Below are 21386 nucleotides of genomic sequence, written 5' to 3' on the forward strand. Positions count from 1 at the left end.
GGAGAAATGAGATAAAAAAAGGAGGCCATCTGGCCTCCTTTTAATTACTGCTGCGTTCCGTTATTTTGCAACGTCAATAACAGCCCATCACGGCGCATAGCTGCGGCCTCTTCCGGCTTGTGCTGCTTGTCCAGCGAATCAGCAAGCCAGGCGTAATCAAATGCGTCCGGGCGTTGCTTCAGCGCGGCGCGGAAGGCGAGACTCGCCTCCTGCCACTCGCCGTGTTTCATCAGAGACTGGCCCAGCGTACTCCACAGCAGCGGACGATCGCCCACGGTTTTGATCTGCTGGCGCAGTGCTTTTTCAATTTGTTCCGGATTGTTGGTTTTCAGACGCGGGATGACCATCACCAGGCGGTCATCATACTGTCGCTTGAGACCGTCGAGGAGGATCTCCTGCGCGGTGTCATGGTCGTCACACTCAATCAGATGTTCTGCCATCGCAACCTGAAGAGGAACCTGCTGGCGCGTTTTGCGGCTCTGGTTTTTCCACCAGGTTTTCAGGCCGTCGCTGCCGAGATCGGCGCGCGCCTGATCCATCAGGCCAATCCAGGCCAGACGCTGAAGTTCATCACGATGTTCATCATCGCCCACGTCGGCTTTCGCCATGGAAGGGATAATGTCCAGCAGCGAGCCCCATGCACCGGTCCGAATATATGCCTGCTCAGCAAGACGCAGCACTTCCGGATGACGAGGGGTAATTTCCAGCAGACGGTCAACGCCGTGACGTGCGGCATGGTTTTCATTGCGCGCCAGTTGCAGACGAACGCGGGTGATCTCAACCGGAATCGGATCCTTAGTAGAGAGCTCAGACGCGCGTTCAAGATGCTGATTGGCGCGGGCCTCATCGCCTCGCTGTTGCGCCGCCTCAGCGGCCAGCAGATAGTTAACAATCGGCTGTTCTGCATGGTCGGCATTTTTCGACATTAGCTTTTCAACCTGCTGATAGTCACCTTCGGCCAGCTTCAGCAATGCCTGCTCGGTCTGCTTACGGGCGCGACGGCGCTTACGGCCAACGAACCAGCCGCGCGTATGTACGCCGGTACGGAAAATACGACGCAGGAGCCACTCCACTGCCAGCAGAACGACCACACCCAGGATCAGGATAATCACCAGCCCTGTTACGCTGGTTTCGATGTTGTAGTTATCGGTCTGGATCAATACGTAACCCTGGTGACCCGCAAGCATCGGCCCCAGTACAATCCCGGCGATCAGCAGGATGAAGAGTAAGAAGACTTTTAGCATCATTACTCTCCTTGCGGCGCGCTTTCAGGCGCTGGCGCGGCGGCAGGTGCTTCAGCCGGACGCTCTGCCGGAACGCCCGGCTGGGCCAGCAAGTTACGCACGCGCGTCTGCATGATCTTCTCCAGAATCGGCTGGCTTTCCAGCTTGTCCGGTACGTTCATGGTGATGTTTTGCTGGGTCAGCTTGTCGATATCCTCAAGGAACGCGGTCGTGGTTGCATCATTGGTATCGTAGTAAGCACGTACCCAGGTTGAAACGTTATCCAGCGCCTGTTTGTAGGTCTCTTCCTGGTGACGCGGCACGGCCTGCGCCGCGACCAACAGGCGGGAACGAATGTTTTCGCGTAGATAGACGTCCTGGTTCGGTGCCAGCAGCGGCACGGCAGTTTCATCGCGGCGGCGAATGGTTATAAAGCTGTCCATAAAGTTCTGCCAGCTCTTTTGCAGGTTGATACGCCATTCGCTCAGGGAACTGGACAGCTCGGTACCGTCGGAATCCATCGGAGAGTCATCGTCGTTGTTATCGGCCAGCTGAAGGTTATCAATCTGGTTCGAGAGCTGATTCACCTTAAGGATGATACCGTCGTAGTCGACCTGAGAAACCGCGGACAGGCTGGCGATATCTTCCGTAATAGCGCGGCGTGCGTTGATGAGGCTCGGATCGTTCATATCAGCCAGGCTTGCGTCGGCGCTTTTCAGCAGCGCGGCGGCGGTGGTGACATCCTGATCGCTCCAGAGCTTGCGCCCGGCCAGTTTCACCAGAAAATCGGCCTGTGAAAGTAGCCATGTTTTGGCATCGGTTCCCGAAATTGTGGCGACTTTTTCCTGCACTTCGCTCAGCTGTTTGGTCAACTCTTCACGTTTGCTGTTCGCGTCGGCGAGGGCGGCAGCCTGCTGTTTGATCACACCTTCCAGCTCAGCTTTTTGCGTCTCCTGCGCTTTCTGTAGGGCAGTGATTTGGTTAACCAGCGCGTCGCTGGTGGCCGTCTGGTTGGTGCCTTGTTTCTTCACCAGTCCGTAGAGACCCACGCCTGCGGCCAGCGCAATCGCGATGGCAATCACGCTCAGCGTGAGGCTGGTTTTATTGCTGCCGTTTTTCTTCTCAACGGTTGTGTCTGTCGTCTCTGGCTGTGACGTGGTGTCCACAGTCTCCCTGGTCTCTTCAACCACGGCGGAGGATTTTTCGTGTTCCGTCATTATGGCTTCCCATTTGAGAGTTATTGTAATGCGCGCAGCAGCGCATCGTTGTCGGCGTTTTCAGCGATCCGAATATCCTGCCAGCCCAGTTCCCGGGCGTGGTTCGCCAGACGCTCACTGACGACCAGAAGCCGACAGCGGAGTAACCAGTTTTCGCGATACCAAAGCGGAATCAGCGACCAAAGCTGTTGTAACATTTCACCGCTGGTGACCACCAGCGTATTAATACCGCGGGCGTGCCAGCGCATTGCTTCTTCCGCGCCATCATAGTGTTTTGCACAGCGCTGATAGCACTCCACAAACGTCACGTCTGCGCCGCGTTCGCGCAGCGTCTCGCCCAGCAGTTCGCGGCCACCGTTGCCGCGCAAAATAAGCGCGCGCTTTCCGGCAATGTTTTGTAATTCAGGTAATTGTAGCAAGACTTCGCTGATTTCCCGATCTAACGGGTAACGAACATCGATTCCGCTCGCGGTATGTAAGGCCAGCGCCGTAGTGCGCCCGATGGCGAAATAGCGGGGGGCGTGAGGCCAGCGAACGCCCTGTTGTTGCAGCTGCGCATGGGCAAACTCCACGGCATGCTGCGACAGCGCAAAGAGCAGATCGCCTTCCTGCAAGAGACGCATCTGGTCAGCGAGCTCAGGCAGCTCGCGACCGGGGGAGAATTCAATCAGCGGAAAACTCCAGGCCACCTGCCCCAGTGCGCGCAGACGGCTCACTAACTGCTCTCCTGCGGGAGAAGGGCGGGTGACAAGTATGCTCATGCAGGGGGCTCTCCGTTATAGACCTCGGCCAGAATTTCACGTGCGCCGTTATTTAGCAGCTCTTCCGCCAGCGATACGCCAAGCGCCTCGGCATCTTGCGGTTTGCCGCGACGTTCACCGCGAACCATATGCGAGCCGTCCGGCGCGCCAACCAGCGCACGCAGCCACAGTTCACCGTCAGTTAATTCAGCATAGCTGCCAATTGGCACCTGACAGCCTCCTTCGAGGCGTGTATTCATCGCGCGCTCGGCTTTTACGCGAACGGCGGTATCGTCATGATTCAGCGGCGCCAGCAGTGCCTGAGTGCGCACATCATCCAGACGACACTCAATGCCGACGGCGCCCTGGCCGACGGCGGGCAGCGACAGCTCCGGCGGCAACGCCACGCGAATGCGTTCTTCCAGCTCCAGGCGTTTCAGGCCCGCAACCGCAAGAATAATGGCATCGTAGTCGCCGTTATCCAGCTTGCCAAGGCGTGTGCCGACGTTCCCGCGCAGCGAACGGATCACCAGATCCGGGCGACGTTCAGCCAGCTGACACTGGCGGCGTAAACTTGACGTGCCGACCACGCTGCCTGCCGGCAACGCATCGAGCGAGTCATATCGATTAGAGACAAACGCATCGCGCGGATCCTCGCGCTCGCAGATGGTCACCAGCCCCAGCCCTTCCGGGAACTCAACGGGCACATCCTTCATCGAATGCACGGCGATATCGGCGCGGTTCTCAAGCAATGCCAGCTCCAGCTCTTTGACAAACAGACCTTTTCCGCCCACTTTGGCCAGCGGCGTATCCAGAATGACATCGCCACGCGTAACCATTGGCACCAGCTCAACGCGTAATCCGGTGTGGCAGGCTTCCAGGCGCTGCTTAACATAATGTGCCTGCCAGAGTGCAAGAGGACTTTGGCGTGTGGCAATTCTCAAAACATTGTCTAACATGCTTGTTACCGTCATTATCAATCGCTAACCATCCTAACATTGTTGACACTCGGATGGCAGTTTTACGGTTGATGAAGAGTGAGAGGGACAGGGCGGCGTATTCGTCAGCCATCGCCGTATTCAGGAATTTACACGTACAGAACGGTGCTACACTTGTATGTAGCGCATCTTTCTTTACGGTCAACCGGCAAGGTGTTAAATTGATCACGTTTTAGACCATTTTTTCGTCTGTACCACCAGAAAAGCAAAAGGCGAAAAAAGGGTAACGGTTATTTTTTGAAATACTGCGGGTCCGCTGCTTTTTCTGTTCTGACTGGCATGCGACACCCGGAAACATCAGGCGATACGTCTTGTACCTCTATATTGAGACTCTGAAACAGAGACTGGATGCCATCAATCAATTGCGCGTGGATCGCGCGCTTGCTGCCATGGGCCCTGCTTTCCAGCAGGTATACAGTCTTCTGCCGACATTGTTGCACTATCACCATCCGCTAATGCCGGGTTACCTCGATGGTAACGTTCCCCAAGGCATTTGCCTCTTCACGCCTGATGAAACCCAACAGCATTACCTGACTGAACTTGAACTCTACCGTGGTATGCCGCCGCAGGATTCGCCGAAAGGCGAGCTACCGATTACTGGGGTTTACTCCATGGGCAGCACATCATCGGTTGGGCAAAGCTGCTCTTCTGACCTGGATATCTGGGTCTGCCATCAGTCCTGGCTCGACAATGAAGAGCGCCAGCTGTTGCAGCGTAAATGCAGCCTGCTGGAGAGCTGGGCGGCGTCGCTCGGCGTGGAAGTGAGCTTCTTCCTGATTGATGAAAACCGTTTCCGCCATAACGAAAGCGGCAGTCTGGGTGGTGAAGACTGCGGCTCGACTCAGCACATCCTGTTGCTGGATGAGTTTTACCGTACTGCCGTTCGCCTGGCCGGTAAACGTATTCTGTGGAATATGGTGCCGTGCGATGAAGAAGAGAATTATGACGACTACGTCATGTCGCTTTACTCGCAGGGCGTTCTGACGCCAAACGAGTGGCTGGATCTGGGCGGCCTGAGCTCCCTGTCCGCCGAAGAGTACTTTGGCGCAAGCCTCTGGCAGCTTTATAAGAGCATTGATTCACCGTACAAAGCGGTGCTGAAAACCCTGCTGCTGGAAGCTTACTCCTGGGAATACCCCACGCCGCGCCTGCTGGCGAAAGATATTAAACAGCGTCTGCACGACGGGGAGATCGTCTCCTACGGGCTTGATGCCTACTGCATGATGCTGGAACGCGTCACCGAATACCTGACAGCCATTGAGGACGCCACGCGTCTTGACCTGGTGCGTCGATGTTTCTATCTCAAAGTTTGTGAAAAACTGAGCCGCGAACGCGCCTGCGTGGGCTGGCGTCGTGAAGTCGTCAGCCAGTTAGTCAAAGAGTGGGGATGGGACGAAGCGCGTCTCGCCATGCTGGACAACCGCGCCAACTGGAAAATCGATCAGGTGCGCGAGGCGCACAACGAACTGCTTGATGCGATGATGCAGAGCTACCGCAACCTGATCCGCTTTGCCCGCCGTAACAACCTTAGCGTTTCTGCCAGCCCACAGGATATCGGGGTGCTGACCCGTAAACTGTACGCCGCGTTTGAAGCGTTGCCGGGCAAGGTTACGCTGGTTAACCCACAGATTTCGCCTGACCTGTCTGAGCCGAATCTGACCTTTATCTACGTGCCGCCGGGCCGCGCAAACCGCACCGGGTGGTATCTGTACAACCGTGCGCCAAGCATGGATTCGATCATCAGCCATCAGCCGCTGGAATATAACCGCTATCTGAACAAGCTGGTGGCCTGGGCCTGGTTTAACGGCCTTCTCACCTCACGCACCCGGTTGTTTATCAAGGGTAACGAGGTGGTCGATTTAGCCAAGTTGCAGGAGATGGTGGCGGATGTCTCGCACCACTTCCCACTGCGTCTGCCTGCGCCGACGCCAAAGGCGCTCTACAGCCCGTGTGAGATCCGCCATCTGGCGATCATCGTCAACCTGGAATACGACCCGACGGCGGCCTTCCGCAATCAGGTGGTTCACTTTGACTTCCGCAAGCTGGACGTCTTTAGCTTCGGCGAGCAGCAAAACTGCCTGGTGGGTAGCGTGGATCTGCTGTACCGCAACTCGTGGAACGAAGTGCGTACCTTACACTTTAACGGCGAGCAGGCGATGATCGAGGCGCTGAAAACGATCCTCGGCAAGATGCACCAGGATGCCGCACCCCCGGACAGCGTGGAGGTGTTCTGCTACAGCCAGCACCTGCGCGGCCTGATTCGTACCCGCGTGCAGCAGCTGGTGTCTGAGTGCATCGAACTGCGTCTCTCCAGCACCCGTCAGGAAACCGGGCGCTTTAAAGCGCTGCGCGTCTCCGGCCAGACCTGGGGCCTGTTCTTTGAGCGCCTGAACGTGTCGGTGCAGAAGCTGGAGAACGCCATTGAATTCTACGGCGCGATTTCACACAACAAACTGCATGGCCTGTCGGTTCAGGTGGAAACCAATCACGTTAAGCTGCCGCAGGTGGTAGATGGCTTTGCGAGTGAAGGGATTATTCAGTTCTTCTTCGAAGAGTCGGGCGATAATGCCGGGTTTAACATCTACATTCTGGATGAAACCAACCGTGCCGAGGTGTATCACCACTGTGAAGGCAGCAAAGAGGAGCTGGTGCGCGACGTCAGCCGCTTCTATTCGTCTTCGCACGATCGCTTTACCTACGGCTCAAGCTTTATCAACTTCAACCTGCCGCAGTTCTACCAGATTGTGAATGTGGATGGGCGAGCGCAGGTGATCCCGTTCCGTACGCAGGCGATTACCCCTGCGGCGCCCGCTAACCAGGAAACTGCGCCGCTGTTGCAGCAGTATTTTTCCTGAGGCTTTTCGCCGGGTGGCGCTATCGCTTACCCGGCCTACGGTCCGAGCCGTTGTAGGCCCGGTAAGGCGTAGCCGCCACCGGGCAACAAAACTACCTGAAACTCACGTCCTCACCCGCCTGCGCGGTCGCCGCCTGCTCCAGCAGATCCCAGAACGTTTCGCCGCTGCGGTCGCAGACCCACTCGTCACCTTTCAGATCAAAGTGATATCCGCCCTGTTTCGCCGCCAGCCACACCTGGTGAAGCGGCTCCTGACGGTTAATAATAATCTTGCTGCCGTTTTCGAAGCTTAAGGTCAGGATCCCGCCGTTGATTTCACAATCGATATCGCTGTCGCCGTCCCAGTCGTCGATACGCTCTTCGATGGTCATCCACAGGGTATCGGCAAGGCGATGAAATTCACTGTCGTTCATGGTTTTATTCCTGTTTTTCGTGATGGCGGCAGTATAACGCTAAATAATTCCCGTTGCAGGAAAGCGGCAAACTCTTGCTTTTGTGTCTTCTCCTGCGATGATAGAAACAGATTTGAACTTACGGGCAACCTCTACATGAAAAACGTCTTCCGAACGCTTGTCGTTCTTGTCACTCTGTTTAGCCTGACCGGCTGTGGACTGAAGGGACCACTGTACTTCCCGCCAGAGGATAAAAACGCACCACCGCCGACAAAACCGGTGCAAAGTGGTATCGAGTCATCTACGCCGGATACCAACGATCGCGGCAATAACGGCGGCCCGACTCAGGTCAATCTCTGACAATTACGTTCTGTACCCGCGCAATGGAGCAAATGATGCAGTTCTCTAAAATGCATGGCCTTGGCAACGACTTTATGGTCGTCGACGCGGTAACGCAGAATGTCTTTTTCTCCCCGGAACTGATCCGTCGTCTGGCGGATCGACACGTGGGCGTGGGGTTTGACCAGCTGCTGGTGGTGGAGCCGCCTTACGATCCTGACCTGGACTTTCACTATCGCATTTTTAACGCCGACGGCAGCGAAGTTTCCCAGTGCGGCAACGGCGCGCGCTGTTTTGCCCGCTTTGTTCGGCTGAAAGGGCTGACCAACAAGCGCGATATCCGCGTCAGCACCGCCAATGGCCGGATGGTGCTCAGCGTCACCGACGACGAACTGGTGCGCGTGAACATGGGAGAGCCGAACTTCGAACCCTCTGCCGTGCCGTTTCGCGCCAACAAAGCGGAAAAGACCTATATCATGCGTGCCGCCGAGCAGACAGTATTGTGCGGCGTCGTCTCAATGGGTAACCCGCACTGCGTGATTCAGGTGGATGATGTGCAAACCGCGGCGGTTGAAACGCTCGGCCCGGTGCTGGAAAGCCACGAGCGCTTCCCGGAGCGGGCGAACATCGGTTTCATGCAAGTGGTGAAGCGTGAACATATTCGCCTGCGGGTTTACGAGCGCGGCGCGGGCGAAACCCAGGCCTGCGGAAGCGGTGCCTGTGCGGCGGTGGCCGTCGGTATCTCACAGGGGTTACTGGCAGAAGAGGTTCGCGTGGAATTACCAGGCGGTCGGCTTGATATCGCCTGGAAAGGAGCGGGTCATCCACTGTACATGACTGGCCCGGCGACACATGTTTATGACGGGTTTATCCATCTATGAAGCAACCAGGGGAAGAACTGCGGGAACCTGTAACAGAGCTGGACGACAGCACTGTTGTGGATTATCTGCTGCACAATCCTGAGTTTTTTATCCGCAATGCACGCGTCGTCGAACGGATGCGCGTGCCGCATCCGGTTCGCGAGACCGTGTCGCTGGTTGAATGGCACATGGCGCGCTCGCGCAACCACATCAATCAGCTCGAAGAGAACATGACGCTGCTGATGGAGCAGGCCAGCAATAACGAAAGCCTGTTCTACCGTCTTCTGCACCTTCAGGCGCGTCTGGCTTCCGCACACAGTCTCGAAGAGTTCCTCAACCGCTTCCACCGCTGGGCGCGCGAGCTGGGGCTGGCAGGCGCGACGATCCGTCTCTTCCCTGACCGCTGGCGCATTGGCGCGCCGTCCGGGTTTACCCATCTGGCGCTGAGCCGTCAGGCGTTTGAGCCGCTGCGCATTCAGCGTCTGGGCCATGAGCACCATTATCTGGGGCCGCTCAACGGGCCAGAACTGCTGGTGGTGCTGCCGGAAGCCAAAGCTATCGGCTCGGTGGCGATGTCGCTGATGGGGCGCGATGGTGACCTGGGCGTGATGTTATTTACCAGCCGCGACGCGCATCACTATGAACAGGGGCAGGGTACGCAACTGTTGCAGGAGATCGCCCTGATGTTGCCTGAGTTGCTGGAGCGCTGGATTGAGCGCGTATGACGGACGGACTGCTCGCCACTGACGTCACCCGCTTTCTGCGCTATCTGGGCGTAGAACGTCAGCTCAGCCCTATTACGCTGCTCAACTATCAGCGTCAGCTTGATGCCATCATGCAGATTGCCGATGAAATCGGCCTGAAAAGCTGGCAACAATGTGACGCCGCCACGGTACGCGGGTTCGTCGTGCGTAGCCGTAAAAAAAACTTAAGCCCGGCGAGCCTGGCGCTCCGGCTCTCTGCCCTGCGCAGTTTCTTCGACTGGCTGGTCAGTCAGGGCGGTCTGAAAGCCAACCCGGCGAAAGGGATCGCCACGCCGAAAGCCCCGCGTCATCTGCCGAAAAATATCGACGTCGACGACGTAAACCGCCTGCTAGATATCGATCTTAACGATCCGCTGGCCGTTCGCGACCGCGCAATGCTGGAGGTGATGTACGGCGCGGGCCTGCGTCTCTCTGAGCTGGTGAACCTCGACTTGAAGCACCTCGATCTGGAATCCGGCGAGGTGTGGGTGATGGGCAAGGGCAGCAAAGAGCGCCGCCTGCCGATCGGCCGCAATGCGGTCTCCTGGATTGAGCACTGGCTGGACCTTCGCGGGCTGTTTGGCGCCGACGAAGATGCGCTGTTCCTGTCGAAACTCGGCAAGCGGATCTCGGCGCGTAACGTGCAGAAGCGCTTTGCGGAGTGGGGCATTAAGCAGGGGCTGAACAGCCACGTTCACCCCCACAAGCTGCGCCACTCCTTTGCGACGCACATGCTGGAATCAAGCGGCGACCTGCGTGGGGTACAGGAGCTGCTTGGTCACGCGAATCTGTCGACCACCCAAATCTATACCCACTTAGACTTCCAACACCTTGCCTCGGTGTATGACGCGGCGCATCCACGCGCCAAACGGGGGAAATAATGCGTTTTTACCGCCCACTCGGTCAGATCTCAGCCCTGACGTTTGATCTTGATGACACCCTTTACGACAATCGTCCGGTGATCCTGCGTACCGAGCAGGAGTCGCTGGCGTTTGTGCAGAACTACCATCCTGCGCTGAAAACGATGCAGAACAAAGACTTCCAGAAGCTGCGTCAGTCCCTGCGGGAAACCGAGCCGGACATTTACCACGACGTGACCGAATGGCGCCGCCGTGCGGTTGAGCAGGCGATGCTCAATGCCGGCCTGAGCGCGCAGGACGCGGCCACGGGTGCCGAAGCGGCCATGGAAAACTTTGCCAAATGGCGCAGTCGGATCGACGTGCCGCAGGAGACCCACGACACGCTGGCGAAGCTCGCCGAAAAGTGGCCGCTGGTGGCCATCACCAACGGCAACGCTCAGCCTGAACTGTTTGGTCTGGGGAACTATTTTCAGTTCGTTCTGCGCGCGGGCCCGCACGGACGCTCGAAGCCGTTCAACGATATGTATCATCTGGCAGCGGAAAAACTGGATTTGCCGCTCGGTGAGATCCTGCACGTGGGCGACGACCTGACCACGGACGTCGCCGGGGCGATCCGCTGCGGCATGCAGGCCTGCTGGATCAAGCCGGAAAATGCCGATCTGATGACTACGCCGGATAGCCGTCTTCTGCCGCACGTGGAAATTTCACGGTTGGCATCCCTCACGACGCTGATATAATCATCAATTGTTCTGTATAAATTAACAGGGTTTTGGCGAGTGGAAACATTTGCCTGCCCGCCATGACGTGACGGTGCCAATGGACGTTTCTTACCTGCTCGACAGCCTTAATGATAAACAGCGTGACGCGGTTGCCGCCTCGCGTACAAACCTGCTGGTACTGGCTGGAGCGGGCAGTGGTAAGACGCGCGTGCTGGTTCACCGTATCGCCTGGCTACAGAGCGTGGAGAACTGCTCGCCGTACTCGATTATGGCCGTGACGTTCACCAACAAGGCGGCGGCGGAGATGCGCCACCGTATCGCACAGCTGATGGGCACCAGCCAGGGCGGCATGTGGGTTGGCACCTTCCACGGCCTGGCGCACCGTCTGCTGCGCGCGCACCATATGGACGCTAACCTGCCGCAGGATTTCCAGATCCTCGACAGCGAAGATCAGCTGCGCCTGCTGAAACGCCTGATCAAGGCGATGAACCTCGACGAGAAGCAGTGGCCGCCGCGTCAGGCGATGTGGTACATCAACGGTCAGAAAGACGAAGGGCTGCGTCCGCATCATATTCAGAGCTTCGGTAACCCGGTCGAGCAGACCTGGCAGAACGTCTACAAGGCCTATCAGGAAGCGTGCGATCGCGCCGGTCTGGTGGATTTCGCCGAACTGCTGCTGCGTGCCCACGAGCTGTGGCTGAACAAACCGCATATCCTGCAACACTACCGTGAACGCTTTACCAACATCCTGGTGGACGAATTCCAGGATACCAACAACATCCAGTACGCCTGGATCCGCCTGCTGGCCGGGGATACCGGCAAGGTGATGATCGTAGGCGATGACGACCAGTCTATCTACGGCTGGCGCGGCGCGCAGGTGGAGAACATCCAGCGCTTCCTCAACGATTTCCCCGGCGCGCAAACCATCCGTCTGGAACAGAACTACCGTTCTACCAGCAACATTCTGAGCGCGGCCAACGCCCTGATTGAGAACAACAACGGGCGCCTGGGTAAAAAGCTGTGGACCGATGGCGTCGACGGCGAACCGATTTCGATTTACTGCGCCTTCAACGAGCTCGACGAAGCCCGCTTCGTGGTGAACCGCATTAAAACCTGGCAGGAGAACGGCGGCGCGCTGGAGCAGTGTGCCATTCTCTATCGCAGCAACGCCCAGTCGCGCGTGCTGGAAGAGGCGCTATTGCAGGTGAGCATGCCGTACCGCATTTATGGCGGTATGCGCTTCTTCGAACGTCAGGAGATCAAAGATGCGCTCTCGTACTTGCGTCTGATTGCCAACCGTAACGACGATGCGGCATTTGAGCGCGTGGTGAACACGCCGACGCGCGGCATCGGCGATCGTACGCTGGACGTGGTGCGTCAGGCCTCGCGCGATCGTCAGCTCACGTTGTGGCAGGCATGCCGCGAGCTGTTACAGGAAAAAGCCCTCGCCGGGCGCGCCGCCAGCGCATTGCAACGCTTTCTGGAGTTAATCGACGCACTGGCGCAGGAAACGGCCGACATGCCGCTGCACGTCCAGACCGACCGGGTGATCAAAGATTCCGGCCTGCGCACCATGTACGAGCAGGAAAAAGGCGAGAAGGGCCAGACCCGTATTGAGAACTTAGAGGAACTGGTGACGGCAACGCGCCAGTTCAGCTACAACGAAGAAGACGAAGACCTGATGCCGTTGCAGGCATTCCTCTCTCACGCCGCGCTGGAGGCGGGTGAAGGGCAGGCCGATACCTGGCAGGATGCGGTTCAGCTGATGACCCTGCACTCCGCGAAAGGTCTGGAGTTCCCGCAGGTGTTCATCGTCGGGATGGAAGAGGGGATGTTCCCGAGCCAGATGTCGCTGGATGAAGGCGGGCGTCTGGAAGAGGAGCGTCGTCTGGCCTACGTGGGTGTGACCCGTGCGATGCAGAAACTGACTCTGACCTACGCGGAAACCCGCCGCCTGTACGGGAAAGAGGTGTATCACCGTCCGTCGCGCTTTATCGGCGAACTGCCGGAAGAGTGTGTGGAAGAGGTGCGCCTGCGCGCCAGCATCAGCCGTCCGGTCAGCCATCAGCGTATGGGCTCGCCGATCTCTGAAACCGACACCGGTTACAAGCTGGGCCAGCGCGTGCGCCACTCGAAGTTTGGCGAAGGCACCATCGTCAACCTGGAAGGCAGCGGCGAGCACAGCCGTTTGCAGGTAGCGTTCCAGGGGCAGGGGATCAAATGGCTGGTGGCAGCCTATGCCAAGCTGGAAAGTGTGTAACTTTCAGAAAAATATCACTATTTTGTAATAATCTGCTAGCCTTATACGTTGAAGGTCAATTAATGCCCTTCAGCGTTCCGTTGCGTGTTGACGCCACAGTTATTGCTGGCGTAACATGCGCGCACGATTACGCTAAGAGGACATTCGCCTTGGACACACCCAGTAGATACTGGCTCAATTCCCTGTCATCCAGGAACAACTCCTAAGGCTATCTCCTCTTGCTGATGGCCTTAGTGGTTGTCAGCGACTGCATCATTCCCGTCGCGCTGAGTCAGGCTGTTTAATGGTCTGAAACCCAATTTGTTTCTGTGTGCCCACCGAACTGTCCGATATTTTTTGCATTGGGAGTCCCGGTCATGTTGAGCGCATTTCAACTCGAAAATAACCGACTGACTCGGCTTGAAGCCGAAGAGTCACAGCCCCTCATTGATGCCGTATGGGTGGATCTGGTCGAGCCGGACGACGATGAGCGCCTTCGCGTACAATCTGAGCTGGGGCAAAGCCTGGCAACGCGCCCGGAACTGGAGGACATCGAAGCATCCGCCCGTTTTTTTGAAGACGAAGACGGCCTGCACATTCACTCCTTCTTCTTCTTCGAAGATGCCGAAGACCACGCGGGGAACTCCACTGTGGCGTTCACCATTCGCGATGGCCGCCTGTTCACCCTGCGCGAGCGCGAACTGCCTGCGTTTCGTCTCTACCGTATGCGCGCCCGCAGCCAGGCGATGATGGACGGTAACGCCTATGAGCTGCTGCTGGATCTGTTCGAAACCAAAATCGAACAGCTGGCGGATGAAATCGAAAACATCTACAGCGACCTGGAAAAGCTGAGCCGCGTGATCATGGAAGGCCATCAGGGTGATGAGTACGACGAAGCGTTGTCCACGCTGGCAGAGCTGGAAGATATCGGCTGGAAGGTGCGTTTGTGTCTGATGGATACCCAGCGCGCGCTGAACTTCCTGGTGCGCAAGGCGCGTCTGCCGGGCGGTCAGCTGGAGCAGGCGCGTGAGATCTTACGCGATATCGAATCCCTGCTGCCGCACAACGAATCCCTGTTCCAGAAGGTCAACTTCCTGATGCAGGCGGCGATGGGCTTCATCAACATCGAGCAGAACCGCATCATCAAGATCTTCTCGGTGGTGTCTGTGGTGTTCCTGCCGCCGACGCTGGTGGCCTCCAGCTACGGGATGAACTTCGAGTTTATGCCGGAACTGAAGTGGAGCTTTGGCTACCCGGGGGCGATTATCTTTATGATCCTCGCCGGGCTGGCGCCGTATCTCTATTTTAAACGCCGGAACTGGCTGTAAAAATCTGGCGGGTGGCGCTGCGCTTACCCGCCCTACGATCGAATTCCCTCTCCCTGTGGGAGAGGGTTAGGGTGAGGGCAACATCACAGCCCTTTGCGCACCCTGCGCTGGGTATAAATCGCATCCGCAACAAAGATGGCCAGCGCCACCCAGATAAAGGCGAACGTCACCATCTTATCCGCACCCGGCACCTCGCCGTAAAACACCACCGCCAGCAGGAACATCAGCGTCGGGCCAATGTACTGGAAGAAGCCCAACGTGGAGAGGCGCAGACGCGTTGCCGCGCCGGTGAAGCACAGCAGGGGTATCGTCGTGACCACGCCCGCGGCCATCAGCATCAGGTTCAGCGACCATGGGTTGCTGCCCATGTGGCTGGTGGCGCTGTCGGCAATACCGAACAGGTAGATCGCGGCGACAGGCAGCAGCCACAGGGTTTCAAACAGCATTCCCGTCTGCGCTTCCACGGCGATTTTTTTACGCACCAGGCCGTAGAAGGCAAAGCTGAACGCCAGCCCCAGGGCGATAACCGGCAGTGAGCCGAAGGTCCACAGCTGTACCAGCACGCCGCAGAAGGCCAGAATCACTGCCACCCACTGCATCCGGCGAAAGCGCTCGCCGAGGAAAATCATCCCCAGCAAAATATTGACCAGCGGGTTAATAAAGTAGCCCAGGCTGGCTTCGAGCATGTGATGGTTATTCACCGCCCAGATAAACAGCAGCCAGTTTCCGCCAATCAGCACCGCAGAGAGGGCGAGCAGGAAGACCTTCTTCGGGGTTTTCAGCAGCGTTTTGACGCCTGACCACTGACGGCTGATACTCATCAGCGCAATCATGAAGAAAAACGACCAGATGACGCGGTGAGTGAGGATCTCGTCCGCCGGAACATAGGCAATAAGTTTGAAGTACGCCGGTGCTATACCCCAAATAAAATAAGCGGCAAGGGCGAGTAAAACGCCCTGCCGCGTCTGTTTAGCATCCATCGGGAAAATCCGTTACAAAAAAGTGAAGTAATTTTACCCGAATTTGCCGTCTCAACCCACCATATAAGTGGCGGTTGCGCTGGCGATATAAACCTGCTCCTCGTTATGCAGCTCAACGCGGGCGACGGCAACTTTATTCCCGGCGCGCAGCAGGCTGCTGGTACAGGTGAAGCGGTTTCCGCGTCCCGGTCGCAGATAATCGACGCGTAAATCGATGGTGCCCATGCGCGACAGGCGCTGGCGTAATTCATCTTCGTTGATGGTGTCGTGGCGCGTCAGCGTGCTGCCCACGCACACCAGACCGGCCGCCACGTCCAGCGCGGAGGCAATTACCCCGCCGTGCAAAATGCTTTGCGCCCAGTTACCGACCATCATTGGCTGATTATTGAAACTCAGCTGAGCGAAGTCTTTTTCGTATCGCTCCAGCTCAAGACCCAGTGCACGGTTGAACGGCATGTGGTACACAAAAATCTCGCCCACGAGCTTTAAGGTTTCTTCGGCGGTGAGTGTGGCTGACATCTGACGTGGCATCCTTGTTGTTAACAAAATGTTGATTTTATGCTTCAGGATAAAGGAATGCCACTTTAAGAAACGAGGAAGCGGAAGTTATCGCAGAAGTCTGTAGAATGCCCGGACAAAACTATTCATTAAATGTCACCATTTCAGGAGAACACCACCGATGCGGACGTATCTGGGTTGGTTACTGGCGGCGGTTGCGCTGCCCCTCACAGCATATGCGCAGGAAGCGACGATCAAAGAGGTGCATGATAAACCTGCCGTTAAGGGTAGCATCATCGCCAATATGCTTCAGGAGCATGACAATCCGTTCACGCTGTACCCGTATGACACAAACTACGTGATCTACACCCAGACCAGCGATCTCAACAAAGAGGCGATAAGCTCCTATAACTGGTCTGATAATGCGCGTAAAGATGAGGTGAAGTTCCAGCTCAGCCTCGCCTTCCCGTTCTGGCGCGGCATCCTGGGGCCGAACTCGGTACTTGGCGCGTCCTACACGCAGAAGTCATGGTGGCAGCTCTCCAACAGCGGGGAATCATCACCGTTCCGCGAAACCAACTATGAACCGCAGCTGTTCCTCGGTTTCGCCACCGATTATGAGTTTGCAGGCTGGACGCTGCGAGACGTGGAGGTGGGCTATAACCACGATTCCAACGGTCGTTCCGACCCAACCTCACGCAGCTGGAACCGCATCTATACGCGTCTGATGGCGCAGAACGGCAATTTCATGGTGGAAGTGAAGCCGTGGTACGTAGTAGGCAGCACCGATGACAACCCGGATATCACCAAATATATGGGCTACTATCAGCTTAAAGTGGGCTATCAGCTGGGTGACGCGGTGCTAAGTGCCAAAGGCCAGTACAACTGGAATACCGGCTACGGCGGTGCAGAGCTGGGCCTGAGCTACCCGGTAACGAAACACGTTCGTCTCTATACTCAGGTGTATAGCGGGTATGGCGAATCGCTGATCGACTACAACTTCAACCAGACCCGTGTCGGTGTGGGCGTCATGCTGAACGATATTTTCTAAGCTGCTCGAATGTTTTTGCGTTAAACGTTGAAGTTTCTCTCTCAGGCGCTGAAAATAGCGCCTGTTTCATTTCTGGCATATGGGGTTAACGTGGCGCAGGCGGAAGTATTGAATCAGGAATCGCTGGCTAAACAGGTTTTGCATGAAACCTTTGGCTACCAGCAGTTCCGTCCTGGCCAGGAAACCATCATTGAAACCGTGCTGGAAGGCCGCGATTGCCTGGTGGTCATGCCGACCGGCGGCGGTAAATCGCTCTGCTATCAGGTACCCGCGCTGGTGCTTAATGGCCTGACGGTTGTGGTATCACCCCTTATTTCCCTGATGAAAGACCAGGTCGACCAGCTGCTCGCCAACGGCGTGGCGGCGGCCTGTCTTAACTCAACGCAAACTCGCGAGCAGCAGCAAGAGGTGATGGCCGGGTGCCGCACCGGACAGGTTCGCCTGCTGTATATCGCGCCAGAGCGCCTGATGCTGGACAACTTCCTCGACCACCTGGCGCACTGGAACCCGGTGCTGCTGGCGGTGGATGAAGCGCACTGTATCTCCCAGTGGGGGCACGATTTCCGCCCGGAATACGCCGCCCTCGGCCAGCTTCGTCAGCGCTTCCCCGAGCTGCCGTTTATGGCGCTTACCGCCACGGCGGACGACACCACGCGTCAGGACATCGTTCGCCTGCTGGGACTGAACGACCCGTATATTCAGGTCAGCAGCTTCGACCGCCCGAACATCCGCTATATGCTGATGGAAAAGTTCAAGCCGCTGGATCAGCTCCTGCGCTACGTGCAGGAGCAGCGCGGCAAGTCCGGCATCATCTACTGCAACAGCCGCGCAAAGGTGGAAGACACCGCTGCGCGTCTGCAAAATCGCGGCTTTAGCGCGGCGGCATACCATGCCGGGTTAGAGAACCACATCCGCGCCGACGTGCAGGAAAAATTCCAGCGCGACGACCTGCAAATCGTGGTCGCAACGGTGGCGTTCGGGATGGGGATCAACAAGCCCAACGTGCGCTTTGTGGTGCATTTCGACATTCCGCGCAATATCGAATCCTACTATCAGGAGACCGGCCGCGCCGGGCGTGACGGCCTGCCTGCGGAAGCGATGCTGTTTTACGACCCGGCGGATATGGCGTGGCTGCGCCGCTGTCTGGAAGAGAAACCGCAGGGGCAGTTGCAGGATATCGAACGCCACAAGCTTAACGCGATGGGGGCCTTCGCCGAAGCGCAAACCTGCCGCCGTCTGGTGTTGCTCAACTACTTTGGTGAAGGGCGTCAGGCGCCGTGCGGCAACTGCGATATCTGCCTCGACCCGCCGAAGCAGTACGATGGCCTGATGGACGCGCGCAAAGCGCTCTCGACTATCGGACGCGTGAACCAGCGCTTTGGGATGGGCTACGTCGTTGAAGTGCTGCGCGGGGCTAACAACCAGCGTATCCGCGATATGGGTCACGACAAGCTGCCGGTTTATGGCATCGGGAAAGACCAGAGCCATGAGCACTGGGTGAGTATTATCCGCCAGCTGATCCACCTCGGCTTTGCCACGCAAAATATTGCCCAGCACTCTGCGCTTCAGCTGACCGAAGCGGCGCGACCGGTCCTGCGTGGCGAGGTTGAACTGAAGCTCGCCGTTCCGCGCGTCGTCGCCCTGAAGCCGCGCGTGATGCAAAAATCCTACGGCGGTAACTACGACCGCAAGCTGTTCGCCAAGCTGCGTAAGCTGCGTAAAGCTATTGCCGATGAAGAGAACATCCCGCCATACGTGGTGTTCAACGACGCGACGCTGATCGAGATGGCCGAGCAAATGCCGCTCAGCGCCAGCGAGATGCTCAGCGTCAACGGCGTCGGCACGCGCAAGCTGGAGCGCTTCGGTAAAGAGTTTATGGCGCTCATCCGTTCCCACGCTGATGGTGATGATGAGGAGTAGTCAGCCGGGCGAAAAAGTGCCAGGATGGTGACTCACTGTATTATTTCCCCGCGAGCTAATTATGTTAATGCTATTTCTCACCGTGGCGTTAGTGCACATCGTTGCGCTGATGAGCCCAGGCCCTGATTTTTTCTTCGTGTCGCAAACGGCCGTCAGCCGCTCCCGCAAAGAGGCGATGATGGGTGTGCTCGGTATTACCATGGGCGTCATGGTCTGGGCGGCGGTTGCGCTGCTCGGTCTGAACCTGATCCTGGCGAAAATGGCGTGGCTGCATAACATCATTATGGTTGGCGGCGGTCTGTACCTGTGCTGGATGGGCTACCAGATGCTGCGCGGAGCGCTGAAGAAAGAAGAGAGCAAGCCGGAAGAGCCAAAGGTTGAGCTGGCAACGGGCGGCCGTAGCTTTGTGAAAGGGCTGCTGACCAACCTGGCGAACCCGAAAGCAATTATTTACTTCGGCTCGGTATTCTCGCTGTTTGTGGGGGATAACGTCGGCGCGGGCGCGCGCTGGGGGATCTTCCTGCTGATCGTTGTGGAAACGTTCGCCTGGTTTACCGTTGTGGCAAGCCTGTTTGCCTTACCGGCGATGCGTCGCGGCTACCAGCGCATCGCGAAGTGGATCGACGGCTTCGCCGGCGCGTTGTTCGCCGGCTTCGGCATTCATCTCATCATTTCTCGCTAAGCATGACGCGCTGACGCAAGCAGCGCGCCAACCAGCATAAACAGCGAACCAAAGACTTTGTTCAGGGCCTTCATCTGCTTAGGCCCTTTGATCCACGCCGCAATTCGCTGCGCCAGCGTCGCGTAACCAATCATCACAATGATATCGACAATAATGGTGGTTGCGCCCAGCACCACGTACTGCATCACCTGTGGCTGATGCGGCACGATAAACTGCGGGAACAGGGCGGCGAGGAACACGATGCTTTTCGGGTTGGTCAGGTTAACGAACACCGCGCGCTTAAACAGGTGGCCGCGTGTTTGCGTCCGGGAGAGCGTATGCAGATCAATCGAGCCAGCGGCGCGCCACTGCTGAATGCCCAGCCAGATAAGATACGCTGCGCCAGCCCATTTCAGCACCTCGAAGGCCAGCACCGAACGGGAGAACAGCGTGCCCAGACCAATCCCCACCAGCACAATATGAATGCCAAGCCCGGTCTGTAAACCGGCGATTGACGCCACCGCGCCGCGATAGCCGTGATTAATGGAGGTGGTCATGGTGTTGATTGCGCCCGAGCCAGGTGAAAGGCTGAGGATGATGGATGTCAGCAGGTAGGCGAACCACCACTCGAAGGTCATTTGAAACTCCCGGATCGTCTGTTTTTATGCCACAATACGCTATTGTTGAGTCATTTTGTGACCGGTGACGAAAAAAACGATATTCCCTGAATTACGGGGGGTGGAAACCCAATGTTTCAGCAGAAAAAGGACTGGGAAACACGAGAAAACGCATTTGCTGCTTTCTCCATGGGGCCGCTGACCGATTTCTGGCGCCAGCGTGAGGAAGATGAGTTTATGGGCGTCGGGGAAATCCCGGTACGCTTCGTTCGTTTCCGTGATGAAAAAAATGACCGGGTGATTGTGGTCTGCCCCGGGCGCATCGAAAGCTATATCAAATATGCCGAGCTGGCGTATGACCTGTTCCATCTGGGCTTTGATGTGTTAATTATCGACCATCGCGGGCAGGGGCTTTCCGGCCGGATGTTACCGGATACCCATCGCGGCCACGTGGATAACTTCAGCGATTACGTCGACGATCTGGCCGCGTTCTGGCAGCAGGAAGTGCAGCCCGGACCGTGGCGCAAGCGTTATATTCTTGCCCACTCCATGGGGGGCGCGATCTCGACGTTGTTTTTGCAGCGCCATAAGCACCAGTGCGACGCCATTGCGCTGACCGCGCCGATGTACGGCATTGTGATACGTTTTCCTGACTGGATGGTGCGCCATCTTCTCGACTGGGCTGAGGGCCATCAGCGCATTCGAGAAGGCTATGCCATCGGAACAGGACGCTGGCGGGCGTTACCGTTTGCCATCAACGTGTTAACCCACAGTCGGCAGCGTTATCGGCGCAACCTGCGTTTTTATGCCGATGAACCGCGTCTGCGGGTCGGCGGCCCCACCTGGCACTGGGTGCGGGAAGGTATTCATGCCGGTGAACAGGTGCTGGCAGGCGTAGGCGATGATGACACGCCGACGCTCCTGATCCAGGCGGAAGAAGAGCGTGTGGTGGATAACCGCATGCATGACCGCTATTGTGAACTTCGCGCCGCTGCGGGCCATCCCTGTGAAGGGGGTAAACCGCTGGTCATCAACGGTGCGTACCATGAGATCCTTTTTGAAAAGGACGCTATGCGCTCAGTCGCGCTCAACGCCATTGTTGAATTTTTCAACAGGCATAACTGATTATTGTTTTCCACCAGAGGTT

The 21386-nt window shown here is 57.3% G+C and carries 21 protein-coding genes; 13 read left to right on the forward strand and 8 right to left on the reverse strand.

Going from position 1 to position 21386, the window contains the following annotated elements:
- Positions 1-44: 44 nt before the first annotated feature.
- From hemY to hemC, 4 genes are read right to left on the reverse strand one after another with little or no spacing between them, the layout of a single operon-like run.
- Positions 45-1244 (reverse strand): protoheme IX biogenesis protein HemY, encoded by a 1200-nt coding sequence (gene hemY / locus ACOTXD_RS18215; protein WP_061856857.1) that lies wholly within the window; start codon positions 1242-1244, stop codon positions 45-47.
- 2 nt (positions 1245-1246) lie between these two features.
- A complete protein-coding gene (hemX, locus tag ACOTXD_RS18220; RefSeq protein ID WP_061856856.1) occupies positions 1247-2440 on the reverse strand; it encodes a uroporphyrinogen-III C-methyltransferase in 1194 nt (397 codons plus the stop codon).
- 20 nt (positions 2441-2460) lie between these two features.
- Positions 2461-3201: a uroporphyrinogen-III synthase gene (gene hemD / locus ACOTXD_RS18225; protein ID WP_003860818.1), complete on the reverse strand. Its 741-nt coding sequence runs from the start codon at positions 3199-3201 to the stop codon at positions 2461-2463.
- A complete protein-coding gene (gene hemC / locus ACOTXD_RS18230) occupies positions 3198-4139 on the reverse strand; it encodes a hydroxymethylbilane synthase (RefSeq protein WP_003860817.1) in 942 nt (313 codons plus the stop codon). The genes hemD and hemC overlap by 4 nt, the downstream gene beginning before the upstream one ends.
- 350 nt (positions 4140-4489) lie before the next feature.
- Between hemC and cyaA the strand changes: the two genes are divergently transcribed.
- Positions 4490-7033, forward strand: coding sequence for a class I adenylate cyclase (cyaA, locus tag ACOTXD_RS18235; protein ID WP_022650172.1), 2544 nt, complete (start codon positions 4490-4492; stop codon positions 7031-7033).
- Between the two features lie 91 nt (positions 7034-7124).
- Here the strand turns inward: cyaA and cyaY are convergent, their stop codons facing one another.
- Positions 7125-7445, reverse strand: a complete 321-nt coding sequence (cyaY, locus tag ACOTXD_RS18240) for an iron donor protein CyaY (RefSeq protein WP_003860816.1) — start codon at positions 7443-7445, stop codon at positions 7125-7127.
- A 135-nt stretch (positions 7446-7580) separates the two neighbouring features.
- On the opposite strand from cyaY, the gene lptM reads away from it, so the two are divergent.
- From lptM to corA, 8 genes are all read left to right on the forward strand, one after another.
- Positions 7581-7784, forward strand: a complete 204-nt coding sequence (lptM, locus tag ACOTXD_RS18245; protein WP_003860815.1) for an LPS translocon maturation chaperone LptM — start codon at positions 7581-7583, stop codon at positions 7782-7784.
- Positions 7785-7819: 35 nt separating this feature from the next.
- On the forward strand, positions 7820-8644 hold the full coding sequence (dapF, locus tag ACOTXD_RS18250) for a diaminopimelate epimerase (protein ID WP_022646661.1): 825 nt from the start codon (positions 7820-7822) through the stop codon (positions 8642-8644).
- Entirely contained in the window at positions 8641-9348 is a 708-nt protein-coding gene (locus ACOTXD_RS18255) for a DUF484 domain-containing protein (protein ID WP_003860814.1), read from the forward strand. Before dapF ends, ACOTXD_RS18255 begins: the two co-directional genes overlap by 4 nt.
- Positions 9345-10247 (forward strand): tyrosine recombinase XerC, encoded by a 903-nt coding sequence (gene xerC / locus ACOTXD_RS18260; RefSeq protein WP_022650173.1) that lies wholly within the window; start codon positions 9345-9347, stop codon positions 10245-10247. Before ACOTXD_RS18255 ends, xerC begins: the two co-directional genes overlap by 4 nt.
- On the forward strand, positions 10247-10963 hold the full coding sequence (gene yigB, locus ACOTXD_RS18265; protein ID WP_061856855.1) for a 5-amino-6-(5-phospho-D-ribitylamino)uracil phosphatase YigB: 717 nt from the start codon (positions 10247-10249) through the stop codon (positions 10961-10963). The genes xerC and yigB overlap by 1 nt, the downstream gene beginning before the upstream one ends.
- Positions 10964-11042: 79 nt before the next feature.
- Complete coding sequence (uvrD, locus tag ACOTXD_RS18270; protein ID WP_017383586.1) at positions 11043-13205, forward strand: DNA helicase II; 2163 nt, start codon at positions 11043-11045, stop codon at positions 13203-13205.
- A gap of 149 nt (positions 13206-13354) precedes the next feature.
- Positions 13355-13411 carry a YsgD/CorL family protein gene (gene ysgD, locus ACOTXD_RS18275; RefSeq protein ID WP_212743980.1) on the forward strand — a complete coding sequence of 19 codons (57 nt, stop codon included), beginning with the start codon at positions 13355-13357 and terminating at the stop codon, positions 13409-13411.
- A gap of 150 nt (positions 13412-13561) precedes the next feature.
- On the forward strand, positions 13562-14512 hold the full coding sequence (corA, locus tag ACOTXD_RS18280; RefSeq protein WP_032608220.1) for a magnesium/cobalt transporter CorA: 951 nt from the start codon (positions 13562-13564) through the stop codon (positions 14510-14512).
- An 83-nt stretch (positions 14513-14595) separates the two neighbouring features.
- Here the strand turns inward: corA and rarD are convergent, their stop codons facing one another.
- Positions 14596-15492, reverse strand: coding sequence for an EamA family transporter RarD (gene rarD / locus ACOTXD_RS18285; protein ID WP_017694744.1), 897 nt, complete (start codon positions 15490-15492; stop codon positions 14596-14598).
- A 51-nt stretch (positions 15493-15543) separates the two neighbouring features.
- On the reverse strand, positions 15544-16011 hold the full coding sequence (yigI, locus tag ACOTXD_RS18290) for an acyl-CoA thioesterase YigI (protein ID WP_006812366.1): 468 nt from the start codon (positions 16009-16011) through the stop codon (positions 15544-15546).
- Positions 16012-16171: 160 nt separating this feature from the next.
- On the opposite strand from yigI, the gene pldA reads away from it, so the two are divergent.
- The 3 genes from pldA to rhtC all read left to right on the forward strand — a co-directional run bounded on the left by pldA (position 16172) and on the right by rhtC (position 19643).
- Positions 16172-17041: a phospholipase A gene (gene pldA, locus ACOTXD_RS18295; RefSeq protein WP_003860803.1), complete on the forward strand. Its 870-nt coding sequence runs from the start codon at positions 16172-16174 to the stop codon at positions 17039-17041.
- 90 nt (positions 17042-17131) lie between these two features.
- Entirely contained in the window at positions 17132-18961 is a 1830-nt protein-coding gene (gene recQ / locus ACOTXD_RS18300) for an ATP-dependent DNA helicase RecQ (protein WP_003860800.1), read from the forward strand.
- 61 nt (positions 18962-19022) lie between these two features.
- Positions 19023-19643 (forward strand): threonine export protein RhtC, encoded by a 621-nt coding sequence (gene rhtC, locus ACOTXD_RS18305; RefSeq protein ID WP_022650176.1) that lies wholly within the window; start codon positions 19023-19025, stop codon positions 19641-19643.
- Here rhtC and rhtB read toward each other — a convergent pair.
- Complete coding sequence (gene rhtB / locus ACOTXD_RS18310) at positions 19640-20260, reverse strand: homoserine/homoserine lactone efflux protein (protein ID WP_003860798.1); 621 nt, start codon at positions 20258-20260, stop codon at positions 19640-19642. The two genes, rhtC and rhtB, sit on opposite strands and share 4 nt — an antisense overlap.
- Positions 20261-20371: 111 nt before the next feature.
- Here rhtB and pldB point away from each other — a divergent pair, with 111 nt between their 5' ends.
- Entirely contained in the window at positions 20372-21364 is a 993-nt protein-coding gene (gene pldB / locus ACOTXD_RS18315; protein WP_015570002.1) for a lysophospholipase L2, read from the forward strand.
- Positions 21365-21386: the final 22 nt, after the last annotated feature.

This window comes from Enterobacter cloacae complex sp. CDL013, assembly GCF_049238805.1.
In the GTDB taxonomy this organism is placed as follows: Bacteria; Pseudomonadota; Gammaproteobacteria; order Enterobacterales; family Enterobacteriaceae; genus Enterobacter; species Enterobacter hormaechei_C.

What these genes read in the sequence shown, in the direction of transcription:
- hemY (WP_061856857.1), bottom strand. Translation starts at nt 1,244, where the DNA reads ATGCTAAAAGTCTTCTTACTCTTCATCCTGCTGATCGCCGGGATTGTA.
- hemX (WP_061856856.1), bottom strand. Translation starts at nt 2,440, where the DNA reads ATGACGGAACACGAAAAATCCTCCGCCGTGGTTGAAGAGACCAGGGAG.
- hemD (WP_003860818.1), bottom strand. Translation starts at nt 3,201, where the DNA reads ATGAGCATACTTGTCACCCGCCCTTCTCCCGCAGGAGAGCAGTTAGTG.
- hemC (WP_003860817.1), bottom strand. Translation starts at nt 4,139, where the DNA reads ATGTTAGACAATGTTTTGAGAATTGCCACACGCCAAAGTCCTCTTGCA.
- cyaY (WP_003860816.1), bottom strand. Translation starts at nt 7,445, where the DNA reads ATGAACGACAGTGAATTTCATCGCCTTGCCGATACCCTGTGGATGACC.
- lptM (WP_003860815.1), top strand. Translation starts at nt 7,581, where the DNA reads ATGAAAAACGTCTTCCGAACGCTTGTCGTTCTTGTCACTCTGTTTAGC.
- dapF (WP_022646661.1), top strand. Translation starts at nt 7,820, where the DNA reads ATGCAGTTCTCTAAAATGCATGGCCTTGGCAACGACTTTATGGTCGTC.
- ACOTXD_RS18255 (WP_003860814.1), top strand. Translation starts at nt 8,641, where the DNA reads ATGAAGCAACCAGGGGAAGAACTGCGGGAACCTGTAACAGAGCTGGAC.
- xerC (WP_022650173.1), top strand. Translation starts at nt 9,345, where the DNA reads ATGACGGACGGACTGCTCGCCACTGACGTCACCCGCTTTCTGCGCTAT.
- yigB (WP_061856855.1), top strand. Translation starts at nt 10,247, where the DNA reads ATGCGTTTTTACCGCCCACTCGGTCAGATCTCAGCCCTGACGTTTGAT.
- uvrD (WP_017383586.1), top strand. Translation starts at nt 11,043, where the DNA reads ATGGACGTTTCTTACCTGCTCGACAGCCTTAATGATAAACAGCGTGAC.
- corA (WP_032608220.1), top strand. Translation starts at nt 13,562, where the DNA reads ATGTTGAGCGCATTTCAACTCGAAAATAACCGACTGACTCGGCTTGAA.
- rarD (WP_017694744.1), bottom strand. Translation starts at nt 15,492, where the DNA reads ATGGATGCTAAACAGACGCGGCAGGGCGTTTTACTCGCCCTTGCCGCT.
- yigI (WP_006812366.1), bottom strand. Translation starts at nt 16,011, where the DNA reads ATGTCAGCCACACTCACCGCCGAAGAAACCTTAAAGCTCGTGGGCGAG.
- pldA (WP_003860803.1), top strand. Translation starts at nt 16,172, where the DNA reads ATGCGGACGTATCTGGGTTGGTTACTGGCGGCGGTTGCGCTGCCCCTC.
- rhtC (WP_022650176.1), top strand. Translation starts at nt 19,023, where the DNA reads ATGTTAATGCTATTTCTCACCGTGGCGTTAGTGCACATCGTTGCGCTG.
- rhtB (WP_003860798.1), bottom strand. Translation starts at nt 20,260, where the DNA reads ATGACCTTCGAGTGGTGGTTCGCCTACCTGCTGACATCCATCATCCTC.
- pldB (WP_015570002.1), top strand. Translation starts at nt 20,372, where the DNA reads ATGTTTCAGCAGAAAAAGGACTGGGAAACACGAGAAAACGCATTTGCT.